This window comes from Sphingomonas sp. GM_Shp_2 (assembly GCF_026540875.1).
GTDB lineage: Bacteria > Pseudomonadota > Alphaproteobacteria > Sphingomonadales > Sphingomonadaceae > Sphingomonas > Sphingomonas carotinifaciens.
The window spans coordinates 109,715-125,635 of the sequence record NZ_JALNUQ010000002.1; the positions used below are offsets into that span (position 1 = coordinate 109,715).

General features: G+C 67.2%; 13 protein-coding genes. 8 read left to right on the top strand and 5 right to left on the bottom strand.

Annotation, left to right across the window (positions count from 1 at the left end):
- Positions 1 to 63: 63 nt before the first annotated feature.
- The 4 genes from OXR08_RS01310 to OXR08_RS01325 all read right to left on the bottom strand — a co-directional run bounded on the left by OXR08_RS01310 (position 64) and on the right by OXR08_RS01325 (position 5,680).
- Positions 64 to 2,253 carry a polysaccharide biosynthesis tyrosine autokinase gene (locus OXR08_RS01310; RefSeq protein ID WP_267347270.1) on the bottom strand — a complete coding sequence of 730 codons (2,190 nt, stop codon included), beginning with the start codon at positions 2,251 to 2,253 and terminating at the stop codon, positions 64 to 66.
- A 6-nt stretch (positions 2,254 to 2,259) separates the two neighbouring features.
- Positions 2,260 to 3,120 (bottom strand): UTP--glucose-1-phosphate uridylyltransferase, encoded by an 861-nt coding sequence (locus OXR08_RS01315; RefSeq protein WP_112381486.1) that lies wholly within the window; start codon positions 3,118 to 3,120, stop codon positions 2,260 to 2,262.
- Between the two features lie 244 nt (positions 3,121 to 3,364).
- The gene (locus OXR08_RS01320) at positions 3,365 to 4,303 is read right to left on the bottom strand and encodes a hypothetical protein (RefSeq protein ID WP_267347271.1); all 939 of its coding nucleotides are present in this window, start codon (positions 4,301 to 4,303) and stop codon (positions 3,365 to 3,367) included.
- Between the two features lie 63 nt (positions 4,304 to 4,366).
- Entirely contained in the window at positions 4,367 to 5,680 is a 1,314-nt protein-coding gene (locus OXR08_RS01325; protein WP_267347272.1) for an aldehyde dehydrogenase family protein, read from the bottom strand.
- Between the two features lie 316 nt (positions 5,681 to 5,996).
- On the opposite strand from OXR08_RS01325, the gene OXR08_RS01330 reads away from it, so the two are divergent.
- From OXR08_RS01330 to OXR08_RS01345, 4 genes are all read left to right on the top strand, one after another.
- Complete coding sequence (locus tag OXR08_RS01330) at positions 5,997 to 7,349, top strand: UDP-glucose/GDP-mannose dehydrogenase family protein (protein WP_112381483.1); 1,353 nt, start codon at positions 5,997 to 5,999, stop codon at positions 7,347 to 7,349.
- On the top strand, positions 7,346 to 8,353 hold the full coding sequence (locus tag OXR08_RS01335) for an SDR family NAD(P)-dependent oxidoreductase (RefSeq protein ID WP_267347273.1): 1,008 nt from the start codon (positions 7,346 to 7,348) through the stop codon (positions 8,351 to 8,353). The genes OXR08_RS01330 and OXR08_RS01335 overlap by 4 nt, the downstream gene beginning before the upstream one ends.
- Positions 8,354 to 8,416: 63 nt before the next feature.
- Positions 8,417 to 9,619: a glycosyltransferase family 4 protein gene (locus tag OXR08_RS01340; protein WP_267347274.1), complete on the top strand. Its 1,203-nt coding sequence runs from the start codon at positions 8,417 to 8,419 to the stop codon at positions 9,617 to 9,619.
- A gap of 535 nt (positions 9,620 to 10,154) precedes the next feature.
- Positions 10,155 to 10,352, top strand: a complete 198-nt coding sequence (locus OXR08_RS01345) for a Flp family type IVb pilin (protein WP_267347302.1) — start codon at positions 10,155 to 10,157, stop codon at positions 10,350 to 10,352.
- Between the two features lie 135 nt (positions 10,353 to 10,487).
- Here OXR08_RS01345 and OXR08_RS01350 read toward each other — a convergent pair whose 3' ends face one another.
- Complete coding sequence (locus tag OXR08_RS01350) at positions 10,488 to 10,775, bottom strand: hypothetical protein (protein ID WP_267347275.1); 288 nt, start codon at positions 10,773 to 10,775, stop codon at positions 10,488 to 10,490.
- A gap of 249 nt (positions 10,776 to 11,024) precedes the next feature.
- Here OXR08_RS01350 and OXR08_RS01355 point away from each other — a divergent pair, with 249 nt between their 5' ends.
- From OXR08_RS01355 to OXR08_RS01370, 4 genes are all read left to right on the top strand, one after another.
- Positions 11,025 to 13,220: a calcium-binding protein gene (locus OXR08_RS01355; RefSeq protein ID WP_267347276.1), complete on the top strand. Its 2,196-nt coding sequence runs from the start codon at positions 11,025 to 11,027 to the stop codon at positions 13,218 to 13,220.
- 144 nt (positions 13,221 to 13,364) lie between these two features.
- Positions 13,365 to 14,558 (top strand): glycosyltransferase, encoded by a 1,194-nt coding sequence (locus OXR08_RS01360; protein WP_267347277.1) that lies wholly within the window; start codon positions 13,365 to 13,367, stop codon positions 14,556 to 14,558.
- Positions 14,555 to 15,115: a polysaccharide biosynthesis/export family protein gene (locus OXR08_RS01365; protein ID WP_112381478.1), complete on the top strand. Its 561-nt coding sequence runs from the start codon at positions 14,555 to 14,557 to the stop codon at positions 15,113 to 15,115. The genes OXR08_RS01360 and OXR08_RS01365 overlap by 4 nt, the downstream gene beginning before the upstream one ends.
- On the top strand, positions 15,115 to 15,834 hold the full coding sequence (locus tag OXR08_RS01370; protein ID WP_267347278.1) for a hexapeptide transferase: 720 nt from the start codon (positions 15,115 to 15,117) through the stop codon (positions 15,832 to 15,834). Before OXR08_RS01365 ends, OXR08_RS01370 begins: the two co-directional genes overlap by 1 nt.
- Positions 15,835 to 15,921 lie beyond the last annotated feature (87 nt).

A 15,921-nucleotide genomic window follows, 5' to 3' on the forward strand; every position in this document is an offset into this window, starting at 1 on the left:
CGCAGCGTTTGGCGAGGCGCCCCACCCCAACCCCTCCCCTGAAGTGGAGGGGCTTTTTCGTGCCTACCCCGCATAATAGCTGCTGTATTCGCGCAGATAGTAGCTGGCGTCGCCGAAGCCGGAGCGGGCGTGGTCGCGCATGTCGATCAGGGTCATGGCGACGCCCAGGACGTTGGCCTGGACGTCGTGGAGTTGGCGCAGCGCGATGCCGGCGGCCTTGGCGGGGGTATTGCGCCAGCGGACGAGGAAGACGACGCCGTCGGCCATGCTGGCCAGGACGCGGGCCTCGTCGACCGGCAGGACGGGGGGCGTGTCGAGCAGGATGAGGTCGTAGCGTTCGCGCAAGTGTTCGAGCAGGTCCGCAAAGCGGGTGGTGTCCGACAGGCTGATGCCATCGGCGTTCGGGCGCTGGGGCAGCAGGTCGGCGTTGGTCAGCGCATCCTTGATGATCGCCTGATCCAGCGTGGCGTTGCCGTCGATCACCTCGTCCAGCCCGACCTCGACCCGCTCGGCGAATTCGCGGCTGAAGGCACGGCGGCGGGCGTCGCAGTCGATGAGGAGGACGCGTGCGCCGGCACTGGCGGCGGCGCGGGCGAGCGCCATGGCGGTGGTCGTCTTGCCCTCGCCCGGCACCGAGGAGGTGATCGCGACGACGCGCATCGGCGAGCCGGACTGGGCGAACTGGATCGAGGTGCGCAGCGTCCGGAACGCCTCGGCAAAGACCGATTGCGGGCGTTTCAGCAGCAATTCCGCCGGCGGCGCGGGCAGGCCGCCCTTGCGATAGGCGGGCAGCGTGCGCGCATCGGGGATGGAGGCGAGCGTGGGCAGGCCCAGCGTCCGTTCCACCGCCTCGCCGGTTTCCAGCCCGCGTTCGAGCAGTTGCAGGAGAAGGACGAGCAGGGCGGCGACCCCGAGGCCGCCGACGATCGCCATGGCGGCATACATCAGCGCCTTGGGGCTGCTGGGCCCACCGGGAACGCGCGCCTTGCTGACCACATAGGAGTCGGAGCGTTCGAGGCCCGCCTGCGCCACCGTCTGGCGATAGCGGTCGAGAAAGGCCTGGTAGAGCGTGCGGGCGGATTCGGCGTTGCGCTCCAGCTCGTTCAGCCGCACCGAGGCTTCGTTGTCGCCGGCCAGGCGACCGCGCGCCGCGGCGATCGATCCGGACAGCGAGGCGGCGCGCTGTGCCGCGATCGTCGCCTGGTTCGAGACGTTGGCGACGACGCGGCCGACCTCCGCCTTGATCTGTTCGTCGGTGGAGGCGAGTTCGCCGCGCGCCCGCACCAGTTCGGGATGGATCGGGCCGTAGCGCTTCTCCAGCGCGGCGACCTCGCGTGCGGCCTGGGCGCGTTGCGAGCGAAGCGCGCTGACCACGGGCGAATCGAGCGACTCGCCCAGTTCCTCGCCGCTGCGGCCGCGCGCCAGTTGCGCGCGCGCGGTGGACAGGCGCGCCTGGGCGGCGGCGTTCTCGGCCTGGGCCTGGGCGAGCTGGGTGGACAGGTTGGACATCTCCTCCTGCGTCACCGTGCTGGCGCTGGAGAGGGCGAACAGGTTGTGCGAGGCGCGGTAGTCGGCGACCGCGCGTTCGGCGCCGAGCACCTGGACGCGCAGTTGCTGAAGCCGCTGTTCGAGGAAGGTGCGGGCGCGGGCGGTGGCCTGGGTCTTCACCCCGGTCTGGCCGGCGACATATTCCTCGATGATCGCGTTCGTCACCTTGGCGGTCTGGATCGCCTCGTCCCCCTCGAAGGTGACGCTGATCGCGTAGGACAGGCCGTCACGCTTCACCAGCAGGTTGCCGAGGATGGTGCCGATCGCGCGCTGGCGGCCGATCAGGTCGGGCTCGCCGGCGGGGGGCGCGGGCTGATCCTCCAGCGCCTTGTTGAAATTGGGGTCGCGTTCGAGGTGCAGCCGGTCGACGACGCGGCCGATCAGCTCGGGCGAGCGCAGGATCTGCACCTCGGTATCCACCGCCGCCGAGTCGGGATCGACCGTGGGGGTGATCGCATCGACGTTGATGACCTTTTCACGGCTGCGATCCAGCGCCACCTGCGCGGTGGCGGTGTAGCGCGGCTCCGCCGTCAGATAGGCGGCGGTGGCAAGGACGATGGCCGCCAGCACCGAGGCTGCGATCACCATCCAGCGGCGCCGGATGATGCCGAAGATGCGATGCAGGTCGATCAGCGCGGCCCGATCCACCTGCGGATCGGGGGCGTCGTGGCGGGGACCCTGGGGCCGGCGGACCATCGCGTCCATGGGGACTTACGCCGCCGTCGCCATGAAGGCGCGGACCGCAGGCGCGATATCCGGCCGCTGTAGTGCCAGCGCGATCGTCGCGGTCACGAAACCGGCCTTGTCGCCGCAGTCATAGCGCGTGCCGCGAAAGGTGACGCCGTGAAATGCCTGTTGCCCGATCAGGCGGGCGAGCGCGTCGGTCAGCTGGATCTCGCCGCCCGCACCCTCTTCCTGGCCGGCGAGGATGTCCATGACCTCGGGCTGGAGGATGTAGCGGCCGATGACGCCGAGATTGGAGGGCGCATCGGCGGGGGCGGGCTTTTCGACCAGCCCCTTCACCTCCGTCACCGCGCCGAAGCGCTCGCCCGGCGTGACGATGCCGTATTTGGCGGTATCCTGGGGTGCGACCTCCTCGGTGCAGATCAGGTTGCCGCCGCGTTCGTTATAGGCCTCCACCATCTGCTTCAGGCAGCCGGGGCGACCGACCATGAGATCGTCGGGGAGCAGCACCGCGAACGGCTCGTCGCCGACGACGCGGCGGGCGCACCAGACGGCGTGGCCGAGGCCGAGCGGTTCCTGTTGCCGGATGACGGTGATGTCGCCGGGCGAGATGCGGGTATCGTCCAGCACGCCAAGCGACTTGCCGCGGCGGCTCATCGTTTCCTCAAGCTCGAAGGCATGGTCGAAATGATCCTCGATCATCCCCTTGCCGCGGCTGGTGACGAAGATGAACTGTTCGATCCCCGCCTCGCGCGCCTCGTCCACCGCATATTGGATCAGCGGGCGATCGACGACGGGCAGCATCTCCTTGGGCATCGACTTGGTCGCGGGCAGGAAGCGCGTTCCCATTCCGCCGATCGGGAAGACCGCCTTGCGTAGCTTTCGCATGTTCCACCCTCTTCATGATTGCGCCGTGCCCGAGCGCGGGGGCGCGGGGGCACGGGCGGGAAACCAGCGTCGGAAACGGGGAGATGACTGACGCGGACACCGGGCCGGATCGGCGCGCGGCAACCGCTCTTCATGCCATGTCCTCGTCTGACACGGCCATGCTGCGCCGCTGCGCTGCATCGCAGCAAGATGCCGGCGTTGAACTGTGTGCAAAGCGCGCCCGGAAGAATAATCTTCAGGTAATTCAAAGGCGAGGCGGCGCACCGGCAAATTGAATGCCACCGGCGACACCGGCTTTACCCTGACGACGGACCAGTGGCGTGCCCTTTGGCACCTGGATATCATGCGTGCCGATGACGAGGCGGACCGGTCCGTCATGCACGTCGAAAATGGGGTACCCCGTCGTGCTGCGCACCACCAGATGGTCGATACGGATCACCGGCGGCTCGGCACCGGGCGACTTGGTGCCCATCAGCATGAAGTGGACGGTGTCGCCGATGCCGCCGGTCTTGCGCGGTTCGATGCTGGTCAGCCGGGTGGCATGGATGCTGGACCACAGCCGGTAGTTGCGCGCGTTGCGCCCGCTGACGCAGTCGTCGAGCAGGGTTTCGGTCGATTTCAGGTCGAAGCCGCCATCGCTATTGTCCCAGGCGGCGCATTTGCGGAAGATCAGCCGGGCATTGCCCCGTTCCGACGAGAAGCCGTCGCCGTTCCAGTAGCGCTTCTCGCCACGCTGCCAGCAGAAGCCGCGCATCGTGCAGCGTTCAAGCCGGAAATCATGCGCTTCGCCCATGAAGGCGATGCCGACGGGCAGGTCGTGCGCGCCGGTGGTGCGGATGCCGCTGGCCTGCACATCCTCGAACACGCCGTGATGGCTGTTGTAACGGATCCGCGCGAAGCTGCGCGTCAGGCCGGTGGCGCGGGCGCCGCGGACGTGGAGGCCGACGCAATCGGCGCGCGCATCGCGGCTGATGGCGCCGTTTTCGATGACGCGGTAGCCGCCGGTGACCGCGATATCCTCGATCCGGACATTGCTGACGGGATCGCGAAAGACGAACAGGCCGTTGCCGACATCGCTGGCGTGGGTGCCGACGAACCGCTGGCCGGAGCGGACGATATAAACGGGTTCGCCGTCCGCCATGATGCGGGGACCGGAGCTGCGGCGAAGGACCGGATCGGGCATGACTGGCGCCTCATCATGGCATAGCCGTGCGATGCCAGTGGCTTGCGCCGAGCCGTGGATGGATCAGGGCAGGGCGGGCTGGCCCCCGAACCCCATATCCTCGCGCGCGCGCGCGATATCCAGAAGCGGCGGGCGGCAGACGCGGCGGGTCTGGCTCATCCGGCGGAATGCCGCCTCGCCATGCTCGCCCGCCAGCGTCAGGCCGACGGCGGCAGCGACGCGGCCGGGCAGGGCGGGGCCGTTGATCGCGATCGCCGACGATATGGTGCGCGCGAGCACCTGCTGCCGCTCGGCGGCGTCGCGGCCGAAATAGCAGATGGCGAGGGGCTGGCGCCTTTGCGTCTCGGCGATCGCCTCGTCGATCGGGGCATAGTTGCGCATCGGCAGGACGGGGCCGGCAATCTCCTCGCGCAGGATCGCCATGTCGTCGCTGGCATGGCGGACGATGTGGAGCGGCGCGCGGCCCGCGCGGGGGGCGGGCACGGTCAGCACGTCGCCGCCGCGGGCGCGGGCGTCCGCCAGCAGCGCATCGATGCGGGCGTTCTCCGCCGGGGTGAGCCGGCTGTCGCCGGCCTGGTCGCCGATGCGCGGGAACAGGTGGGCGGCGGCCCGGAACAGCCAGTTGCCGACCATCTCCTCCTGTTCCGCCGGCACGAGCAGGTAATCGGGGGTGAGCGGCACGCGGCCGGCCCGGACCAGCTTGGCCGCGACGATGCGCTCGGCCGCGCGGGCGAAATCGGTGGAGCGGCCGAGGATCACCGGCGTCTTGCCCGACCGGTGGATGGTGACGGCGTCGGTGCCGTCATGCCCGGCGCCATGATCGTGCCGACTCGCCGGGCTGCTGACCACCAGCCGGTCGAAGCGCATCGCGGCAAAGGCGTCGGCACCGGCGGCAATGGTCAGTTCGGCCGGGTCGAAGGCGGTTGCGACCGCCGCCGCGACCCGTTGCGCCAGATGCGGCGTGGCCGGGTCGAACCGGATCACGACGCGGTTGCCCGCCGCCAGCGCACCGGCAAGCAGGCCCATGGTGCGGCTGAGCGGCAGCGTATGCGAGGCGGCGAGGCCGACCACCCCCAAAGGCTGATAGGCGATATAGTCGTCGCCGCGCGTCATCCGGCCAAGCCAGCCGCGGGCACGCGCGGGGCGCATCCAATCGCCGACCGAGCGTGCGGCATCCCGCAGCGTGGCGAGGGCGGGCGCGACATCGGCGTGCAGCGCGGCGGTGACGTCGGGGTGGCGGCCATCGGCGACCAGCGCATGGCACAAGGCCTCCGCCTGTCCCTCCACGATGGCGGCGGCACGGGCGAGCCGGTCCTGTCGCATGGCCAGCGACACGGGCAATTCGGCAAGAAATGCAGCACGTTGTGCAAGGGTCATGATGGAGGCCGACGAGAGTGCACGCTTCTTTTACCTTAACGGCCGAACGAGGCAACATCGGGACGAGCCGTTGCACATCCTTGCCATGTTGCGTCGCAACGTTCATCTTCCCGCAAGGATTACTCCGCCGGGTTGTTGCTGACCCGGAGGTCAATAGTGTGGTTGCGTTCTCAACATCTTGAGTAATTGAGTAAAAACTTCGTTTCGCCGCCGGATTCACTCGGCTCGAAGCTACTACGTTGACGGTACGGCCCGGCACGCCGACTGTTCGCAAGCGCAGCAGAGAATACCATCTCCGAACGAGGGAGCAGACGATATGCGGATCGTGATGATCGGATCGGGTTATGTGGGCCTGGTGTCCGGCGCGTGCTTTGCCGATTTCGGCCACGACGTGGTGTGCGTCGACAAGGACGCGGCCAAGATCATGAAGCTGAAGGCCGGTGGCATTCCCATCTACGAGCCCGGCCTGGAGGATCTGGTATCCAAGAACGTGGCGGCGGGCCGGTTGTCCTTCACCACCGAACTGGCCGCCCCGGTGGCGGCGGCGGACGTGGTGTTCATCGGTGTCGGCACCCCCAGCCGCCGCGGTGACGGCCATGCCGACCTGTCCTATGTCTATGCCGCGGCGCGCGAGATCGCCGGCGCGCTGGACGGCTTCACCGTGATCGTCACCAAGTCGACCGTGCCGGTCGGCACCGGCGACGAGGTGGAGCGGATCATCCGCGAGGTGAACCCGGTCGCCGAGTTCGCCGTCGCCTCCAACCCCGAATTCCTGCGCGAAGGTGCGGCGATCGAGGACTTCAAGCGGCCCGACCGCATCGTCATCGGCATCGAGGACGAGCGCGCACGCGGACCGATGGAGGAGGTGTACCGCCCCCTCTATCTGAACAAGGCACCGGTGCTGTTCACGCGTCGCCGGACCAGCGAACTGATCAAGTACGCCGCCAACGCGTTCCTGGCGATGAAGATCACCTTCATCAACGAGATCGCCGACCTGTGTGAAAAGGTCGGCGCGGACGTGCAGGACATCAGCCGCGGCATCGGGCTGGACAACCGGATCGGGTCCAAATTCCTCCATGCCGGCCCCGGCTATGGCGGATCGTGCTTCCCCAAGGATACACTGGCCCTGATGAAGACCGCGCAGGACCACGAATCGCCGGTGCGCCTGATCGAGGCGACGGTGGCGATCAACGACCGCCGCAAGCGGGCCATGGCGCGCAAGGTGCTGAACGCGCTGGACGGCGACGTGCGCGGCAAGACGATCGGCGTGCTGGGCCTGACCTTCAAGCCCAACACCGACGACATGCGCGATGCGCCGTCGCTGTCGATCATCCAGGCGCTGCAGGATGCCGGCGCCACGGTGCGCGCCTATGATCCCGAGGGGATGGAGGCCGCGGCGACGATGCTGACCGGCGTCGAATATGGCCGTTCCGCCTATGACGTGGCCGAAGGCGCGTCGGCGGTGGTGCTGGTGACCGAATGGGACGCGTTTCGCGCGCTCGACTTCAAGCGGCTGAAGGAGGTCATGGCCGAGCCGGTGCTGGTCGACCTGCGCAACGTCTATCCGCCCAAGCAGATGGAGGCGCTCGGCATCCGCTATTCCAGCGTCGGGCGGCCGAGCGACAGCGAACTGGCCCGCGACGCCGAAGAGACGCTGGCAGCGGCATGACGAACCCCATCCTCGTCACGGGCGCGGCAGGCTTTGTCGGCCACGCGGTCTGCGAACGCCTCCTCGCACGCGGCGAGGCGGTGATCGGCCTCGACAATTTCAACAGCTATTACGAGGTCGCGCTGAAACAGGCGCGGGCCGCGCGGCTGGAGGGCCGTGCAGGGTTCGAAATGGTGCGCGGCGACGTGTCCGACCCGGACACGGTGTCGGCGCTCGTCAGGCGGCACGGCATCCGCCGCATCGTCCACCTGGCGGCACAGGCGGGCGTCCGGTACAGCCTGGAGAACCCGTTCGCCTATGAACAGAGCAACCTGAAGGGGCATCTGGCGATCCTGGAGGCGGCGCGCCATGCGCCGGATTTCGAGCATCTCGTCTATGCCTCGTCCAGCTCAGTTTACGGCGACCGGCCGATCGGCGGCGAGGGTTTCCGCGAGGATGAGCCGTGCACCGCGCCCGTCTCGCTCTATGCCGCGACCAAGCGGTCGTGCGAACTGATGAGCCAGTCCTACGCCAAGCTTTACGGTTTTCCGCAGAGCGGGTTGCGCTTCTTCACCGTCTATGGCCCCTGGGGCCGGCCGGACATGGCCTATTTCGGCTTTACCCGAAAGATATTGGCGGGCGAGCCGATCGAGGTGTTCGGCGAGGGGAAGATGGCACGCGACTTCACCTATATCGACGACATCGTCGACGGGGTGGTGGGCGTGCTGGACCGGCCGGCGGCGCGCGGTGAGAACCGGCTGCTCAACATCGGCGACTGCAATCCGGTCGGCCTGATGGAGATGATCGCCACGCTGGAGAATGCGCTCGGCGTGCCGGCGATCAAGCAGATGCGGCCGATGCAGCCGGGCGACGTGACCGCGACCTATGCCGACATCTCGGCGATCGCGGCGCTGACCGGGTACAGTCCCAAGGTGCCGCTGGCGCAAGGGATCGCCCGCTTCGCCGACTGGTATCTGAACACCTATGATCGTTGGGAAAGGCCGCCGGTGGCTGCCGTCGCCTGATCCCCGAACAATGCAATCTGGGGGCAGGTGCGATGGGGCGGGAACCGATGCAGGAGTTTGACCATGGTGCAGCGTGCAAGCGCGCATAGCGGTGATGCGACCGAACCGACGATCTGCGTGACGGGCCTGCGTGGCTTCCCGAACGTGATGGGCGGGGTGGAAAGCCATTGCGAGGAATTGCTGCCGCGGATCAAGGCGTTGTGGCCGGCGCACACCTCCGTCGTGCTGGGGCGCGCCGGATATCTGCCCGAGAAGCGCAGCGTGTTCAAAGGCGTGGAGATGGTCGGCGTGCCGTGCCCGCGCCAGAAGCATCTCGAAGCGATATTGGCGACGCTGGTCGCGGTCGTCATGGCATGGCGGCAGGGTGCCAGCCTCGTGCATATCCATGCGATCGGGCCGGGGCTGATGGCGCCGCTGGCGCGCCTGCTGGGCCTGCGCGTGGTGGTGACGCATCACGGCACCGATTATCACCGGGCCAAATGGGGCATCGTCGCCAAAACGGCCTTGCGTTTCGGCGAGTGGCTGGCGCTGACCTTTGCGCACCGGATCATCGCGGTGTCGCCGTCGCTGGCGCGGCAGTTGCGCGAAACCTTTCCGGCGCGGGCCGACGACATCCATTATATCCCCAACGGCGCGCCCGAACTGCCGCGTGATGCGGACCCGAAGCTGGTGCTGGAGCGGCTGGGCATCGACGGGCCGTTCCTGCTGGCGGTGGGCAGGCTGGTGCCCGAAAAGGGGCTGCACGACCTGATCGAGGCGTTCGAGCGGTCGTCCTGTACGGCCAAGCTGGTGATCGTCGGCGCGGCGGATCATCAGGACCAGTATGCGAAGTCGCTGCTGGCCCGCGCGGGCGAGCGGGTGGTGTTCGCCGGCGTCCAGTCTCGCGCCACGCTGCGATGCCTGTACGAGCGGTGCACCCTGTTCGTCATGCCCTCCTATCACGAAGGCCTGCCGATCGCCGCGCTGGAGGCGGCGAGTTGCGGGGCCAAGATGCTGCTGAGCGATATTCCGGCGTGCCGGGATATCGAGCTGTCGGCGCGCAACTATTTCCCGACCGGCGACGTGGATGTGCTGACCGAGCGGCTGAGCGAGGATTGCGGTCCGCTGGCGATCGACCATGGCCAGATCCGGCGCCGCTTTTCATGGGACAAGGCGGCGCAGGAGACGATGACGGTATACCGGGCCGCGCTGAGCGCCGATGCCGAGCCGAACGCAGCCCCCGAGGCGGCGCGGGCCGAATGGGATGAGCGCCCCGCACGGACCTGAGTATCGGCGCGGTGTGGTCTTGGGCGTGACTATCGCATGCCCTTTTTTAATCGTGCCGGAATGCCGGAGATTGCTCGGCTCTAGCCGAGGCGGTTGATATTCGGGCAGGCGGTCAAGATACGGCCGTATAATGTCATGCCATTGCAGGCACATGGTTTGCCCGCACGACGATCACGCATAAATATTTGCGGTAAATGCAGAAATTCATCGGATTTAATAGCTCCGGCCTCGACCCTGAAGTCGAGACCGGAGCCTGTGATGTTTCCCGCTTTGGAAGCAAGGGAGAATCGATGCTATGCAAGCAGTCCATGGCTGGCAAGGCTGGTCGTGCCTAGAAAAGAAAAATATAGTTTTGCAAGATAATAGCTAGTCTTATCAGCAAATTGTACTCAACGTAAAAGAGCTAAGTATTCCAAATAAATGCCGTGTCCTGTGCTTTTATGTTTCTCTTAACTGGCCGGGAATAGACGAGTCATCGCTTTCCGGGGGTTTCCGGCCAAGCTGAATGCTGATGATCTTGAAACTGGAGCCAGACATGCAAGCACTTCGTGCTATTCTGAATAACAACAAGGGTGCGACGGCTATCGAATATGGCCTGATTGCTGCCCTGATTGCCGTTGCCGCGATCGCCGCGATGACGTCACTGGGTACCAATCTCAATAATACCTTCAACAAGGTGAGCACCAACCTTGTTGCAAACCCCGCGTCAACCACGCCTGCGAAGAAGCCCTAACTTATCTAGCCTAATCCTAAACAAGGATAGATATACTTGGTTCGGGCGCCGGGTGAAAACATCACGGCGCCCGTATTGCTTGGTTATGATATAGTTGGTTTGCCCTTTTGACAGCGCGAACGGCCGTGGCGGTATTCATTGCCAACGATGCTGGGATTTAAAATATTGGCATATCATCTCGTGATCGCCCGGGTTCATCGGCCCTTCGATACGCAGCTCGTCCGCGACGATCACAACGCGTGCAATTCTGGGCCGCCATGCATTTTCCGCTAATACCCAACTGCGTACGCGCCATCCCCCCTGATCTGGCATGATATCGAACGGCGGGCGTGCGTCCGTGATCGCTGCGGTCGCATCAGTATCGAGCGTCACACTACCGGTGAGCGCAACGCTGCCGGCGAGCAGCGTACGGCGGTTCATCATTGCGGCCTCCACGATCCATATAGGTTAACGCGTTGAAATCCATGCGCATATACTCGCCCGAAAGAGCTATGATCTAGATCAGGCTTCGGGGGTGGGCAGCAGTGTCATCGCGCATCGGCAACGAGCGCGCCATGGGGCCGCGGCTGACCGGCTTGTCCGCGCGACCGATCGCCAGAACAGAACAGCAGCATCGAGCGGCGGCGGGACGAGCCTTTCATGTCTCATGCACGCACGGGGTCTGTTGAAGTCATGGCTAATTTCTACGTCTCGCCGACCGGGGCCGGCGACAGGAGCGGCAAGGATATCGCCAACGCCGCATCGATCGGATCGATGAACACGCTGATCGGCAAGGCCGGCCCGGGCGGGCAGGTGCTGATGATCGCGGACCAGGGGGCCTATAAGCCCGCCGGCATCATCGGCATTTCCAAGGGAGGCGCCGATGGTGCGCCGGTGACGATCCGCGGGATCGATTCCAAGGGCGCGGCGATGGAAGCGCATATCGTGGGTACGCGCGATACGAGCTGGACCGCAGGCGATGCGCAAGGGGCCGAGATCTTCAAGCTGGGCGCCGGTGCCAGCCATCTGGTGTTCGAGGATCTGCAGATCGACCATGCCGGCACCGCATTCCGGGTGACCGCGGATATCGCGAACCTGACCATCCAGCGGGTGGACGCGGCCAATGTCGGTCGCTTCTTCGAAAATCTGGCGAGCGGATCGAGCGCGACCGCGACGATCGCGGGGCTGACGATTCGCGATGTCGATGTGACGGGCTTCTCGCGCACCGCGATCCGCCTGCAATATGACACGCATGACGTGGACGTGGCGGGCGTCACCATCGATATGGCCGGGCAGACGGGGGACGGCATGCCGGCCGGCATCCATCTGGACGGCACCGTGCACGGGGTGACGGTGCGCGGGGTGACGGTGGAGAATGTGCTGAGCACCACCGGCGGCTATCTGAACGGCGACGGCTTTGCGTCGGAGCGCGGCGTGTACGACGTGGCGTTCATCGACACGGTGGCGCGCGGCAACAGCGATGGCGGCTATGATCTGAAGTCGGAGAACACCACGCTGCTGCGTACCCTGTCGGAGGAGAATGGGCGCAACTACCGGCTATGGGGATCGGCGACGCTGACCGATGCGGTGGGGCGCAATCCGGTGTGGCGCGGGGGATCGTCGGAGCAGAACCAGCTGTGGCTGGACAGCGCGGCCAAGGTGACGGTGAACGGCGGCAGTTTCGAGGATGCGGGATCGCGCACCAAGGTGATCTCGTCCACCGGGCAACTGGTGCTGAAGGACGTGGCGATCACGCATTCGGATCTGGCGACGGTGATGACCAAGGCGAGCGAGGCGGGGCTGTCCGGCTGGGACAGCGTGACCGAGAGGGTGGTCGCCGATGCCGGCCCTGCCTCGGCGGGGCGGACGACCTTCGAGCCGGCGCACGGCGCGGTGGTCGCGCCGCCGCCCCCGGTTGCTGACGCTCTGGTCGGCACGCTGGGCGGCGATGTGTTCCGGATCGATCATGATGGCGACCGCATCACCGAAGGGGCCGGTGGCGGGCATGACCGGGTGGAGGTGACGCTAAATGCCTACACACTGGGCGCGAATCTGGAGGATATGGCGCGGATTGGCGGGGGGGCGTTTGCGGGTACGGGCAATGCGCTGGCCAATGTGCTGACCGGGGGAGCGGGCGACGACCGGTTGAGCGGGCTGGACGGCAATGATGTGCTGGAAGGGGGCGAGGGACGGGACACGTTGCTGGGCGGCAATGGGGTCGACGTACTGAACGGGGGGAGAGGCGACGATGTGCTGACCGGCGGGTGGCAGGGGGATACGCTGGCCGGCGGGGCGGATGACGACGTGCTGATCGGCGATGTCGACTGGGTGAACGGCAAGGGGGCGAACGACGCGCTGGACGGCGGAACGGGAGACGACCGGGTGATGGGCGATGCCGTGACGCTGTATGGCAGCGGCAAGGGGGGTAATGATCAGGTGGAGGGCGGCGCAGGGAACGACGTGCTGTTCGGCGATGCGGTCACGATGAAGGACAAGGCGGCGGGCGGCGCGGACGTGCTGAGCGGTGGCGACGGCGACGACTGGCTGTACGGCGACGCGCAGTTCTGGACGGCGGGCACGAAGGGCGGCGCGGACCGGCTGGACGGCGGCGCCGGTGACGATCACCTGATCGGCGGGGGCGGCGACGACCGGCTGACCGGCGGCGCGGGGGCGGACTGGTTCGTCTTCGCGCCGGGATCGGGCAAGGACGTGGTGACCGACTTCGTGCACGGCGATGGCGACCGCATCGACCTGGCGGCGTTCCACACCGGTTTCGACCGGTTGCATTGGACCGATACCGCCGATGGCGTGCGCCTGACCCTGGGCGGCGACACCGTGCTGTTGCAGGGGGTGCACACGCTGACCGCTGGAGACCTGTTCTTCGGTTGAGCTGCAACCCCTTGGGATCGATGGCGATTAGGTGAACCGCCCCGTTGCGGCGGTGGAACGGGTTGGCCGTGGTGCACCGCAGCATCGGCGCGTGATAGGCTTGCAAGATCGGCGGCCCCGGGGCCCCGCTTGCGAGGAGGCACGATGCCGGAAAAGAAACGGGTCCTGTTCGTCATCAACTCGCTGGCCGGGGGCGGGGCGGAGCGGGTGCTGACCACGCTGCTTGCCGGGTCGACCGCCTGGGCGGAACGCTACGACCTGCATCTGGCGCTGCTGGATGACGATCCGCGTGTGTACGGCGTGCCCGACTGGGTGCGGGTGACGCAGCTCGATGCGCGGCATGGATTGAAGGCGAGCCTGACGCAGCTTCGTGCGGCGGTGGGGCGGATCGATCCGGCGGTGTCGTTGAGCTTCCTGACCCGCGCCAACGTCGCCAACGCCTTTGCGATGGCGGGCCGGCGGCGGCCATGGCTGATCAGCGAGCGGGTGAATACCTCGGCCCATCTGGGGCGGGGCGCGGGCGCGCTGGCGGCGCGGGCGATGGTGCGGCTGTCCTATCCGCGGGCGCAGCATGTGATCGCGGTGTCCGACGGAGTGGCGGACGATCTGGTCGCCAACTTCGGGGTGAGGCGCGACCGGGTATCGGCGATCGCCAACCCGGTGGATCACGACACGATCCTGGCGCGCGCAGGCGAGGCGCCGGGCTTCGTCCCCGCCGGGCCCTATGTGGTCGCGGTCGGGCGGCTGATGCCGAACAAGAATTTCGCGATGCTGCTGGAGGCCTATGCCCGCGCCGCCATTCCGGCACGGCTGGTGATCCTGGGCGAAGGGCCGGAGCGCGCGGCCCTGGAGGCACAGGCCGCGCGGCTGGGCATCGCCGACCGGGTGGACATGCCCGGCTTCGTCGACAATCCGTTCGCGATCCTGGCGCGCGCAGAGATGTTCGCGTTGCCGTCCAATGCGGAAGGGTTCCCCAACGGGCTGGTCGAGGCGATGGCGTGCGGGTTGCCCGTGGTGGCGACCAACTGCGCGTCCGGGCCGTCCGAGATCCTGGCGAACCGCGCGCGGAGCGCGGTGACGGGGCCAATGGACGTGCCCGCCGGCGCGCTGGTGCCGACCGACGATGCGGCGGCCTTCGGTGCGGCCTTGCAGGCGGTGTTCGCCGAGCCGCGGCGGCGTGCGGCGGGTGCGGCGGCGCGGACGCGGTCGCAGGATTACGGCGTGGCGCAGGCGACGGCGCGCTACTGGGCGCGGATCGAGGCGGCACTGGTGCCGCGCGGACGGCCGGTGCCCGCCCCCTCTGGAGAAATGATCTTGCGTTCGGGAGTGTCGCGATGACGCGTGCGATGGTGATGATGGCGGCGGCGCTGATGATGCTGCCGGCCTGTTCGGGACAGCGGCCGGTGGCGGGGGCGGGCACCGCGCCGCCGCCCGCAACCGCCTTCACCCTGTCGCCGGGCGACAAGGTGAAGATCGCCACCTATGGCGAGGCGTCGCTGACCGGGGATTACGAGGTTTCGCCGGCGGGCACGATCGCCTTTCCATTGATCGGCGACGTGAAGGCCGCGGGGCTGGGGCCGGAGGCCCTGTCGCAGGCGATCCAGGCGCGATTGAAGGCGGGATACCTGCTGGAGCCCAAGGTGTCGGTGCAGGTCGCCAGCTATCGCCCGATCTACATCCTGGGCGAGGTGAAGAAGCCGGGCGAATATCCCTTCACCCAGGGGCTGACGATCCGTGGCGCCGTCGCCAAGGCGGACGGCTTCACCTACCGCGCGAACGAGAAGCGCGTGTTCCTGAAGCGCGCGGGTGACGCCGGGGAGACCATCTATCCGCTGTCCGCCGACTTCCCCGTGTTGCCGGGCGACACCATCCGTTTTGCAGAAAGGTATTTCTGATGAACGCGACGATAGGCACGCTGGACCGCGATGTCGTGCTGGGTACGCCAGCCGGGGCGGTGGACAGCAACGAGACGGGCAAGCCGCACAATCGCGGGTGCATCGTCAGCTTCGCCAAGCTGCGCGCGGTGCTGGCCGCGGACCTGTACCGCTATGCGGGGCGCACGTCGGCGGGCGCGTTCGCGAAGCATTACCTGTTCACGCCGGGGTTCAAATATACCGTGCTGATGCGCACCGCCGGCTGGCTGCGGCTGAAGCCGGCCAAGGCGCTGGGCCTGTATCCGCTGGCCAAGCTGATGCTGCTGCGCGCGCGGTACAAATACGGCTTTGCGATTCCCGAATATACCGAGATCGGGCCGGGGCTGTTCCTGAACCGGTTCGGCGGCTTCTACTTTCACGGCGACGCGAAGGTGGGCAGCAACGTCAACGTGACGCACGGCGTGGTGCTGGGCTTCATGAACCGGGGGCGCGGCGCGGGCGCGCCGGTGGTGGGTGACCGGACATTCATCGGGTCGGGCGCCAAGATCATCGGCGGACTGGCGATCGGCGCGGATGCCGCGGTCGGCGCGAATGCGGTGGTGACCAAGGACGTGCCGGAGCGCGGCGTGGTCGGCGGGATACCGGCCAAGCTTTTGTCTGATCAGGGGTCGGAGGGGTATATCAACCGGATGGCGCCCGCCGCGATGCTGGCGCGGTGCGAGGGGGCGTTTCGGGGGTAGGGGCGGCCAAGCAGCGTTGCACTGTTTGGCGGCCCCTCACCCGCCAGCATCAGGTCGTCCATGCTCCCGGCATGGACTAAACAGCGC

Bases quoted from the DNA above. Each gene is read 5' to 3' on its own strand.
- OXR08_RS01335 (WP_267347273.1), top strand. From the start codon at position 7,346: ATGACGAACCCCATCCTCGTCACGGGCGCGGCAGGCTTTGTCGGCCAC.
- OXR08_RS01340 (WP_267347274.1), top strand. From the start codon at position 8,417: ATGGTGCAGCGTGCAAGCGCGCATAGCGGTGATGCGACCGAACCGACG.
- OXR08_RS01365 (WP_112381478.1), top strand. From the start codon at position 14,555: ATGACGCGTGCGATGGTGATGATGGCGGCGGCGCTGATGATGCTGCCG.
- OXR08_RS01355 (WP_267347276.1), top strand. From the start codon at position 11,025: ATGGCTAATTTCTACGTCTCGCCGACCGGGGCCGGCGACAGGAGCGGC.
- OXR08_RS01350 (WP_267347275.1), bottom strand. From the start codon at position 10,775: ATGATGAACCGCCGTACGCTGCTCGCCGGCAGCGTTGCGCTCACCGGT.
- OXR08_RS01325 (WP_267347272.1), bottom strand. From the start codon at position 5,680: ATGACCCTTGCACAACGTGCTGCATTTCTTGCCGAATTGCCCGTGTCG.
- OXR08_RS01320 (WP_267347271.1), bottom strand. From the start codon at position 4,303: ATGCCCGATCCGGTCCTTCGCCGCAGCTCCGGTCCCCGCATCATGGCG.
- OXR08_RS01315 (WP_112381486.1), bottom strand. From the start codon at position 3,120: ATGCGAAAGCTACGCAAGGCGGTCTTCCCGATCGGCGGAATGGGAACG.
- OXR08_RS01330 (WP_112381483.1), top strand. From the start codon at position 5,997: ATGCGGATCGTGATGATCGGATCGGGTTATGTGGGCCTGGTGTCCGGC.
- OXR08_RS01345 (WP_267347302.1), top strand. From the start codon at position 10,155: ATGCAAGCACTTCGTGCTATTCTGAATAACAACAAGGGTGCGACGGCT.
- OXR08_RS01360 (WP_267347277.1), top strand. From the start codon at position 13,365: ATGCCGGAAAAGAAACGGGTCCTGTTCGTCATCAACTCGCTGGCCGGG.
- OXR08_RS01310 (WP_267347270.1), bottom strand. From the start codon at position 2,253: ATGGACGCGATGGTCCGCCGGCCCCAGGGTCCCCGCCACGACGCCCCC.
- OXR08_RS01370 (WP_267347278.1), top strand. From the start codon at position 15,115: ATGAACGCGACGATAGGCACGCTGGACCGCGATGTCGTGCTGGGTACG.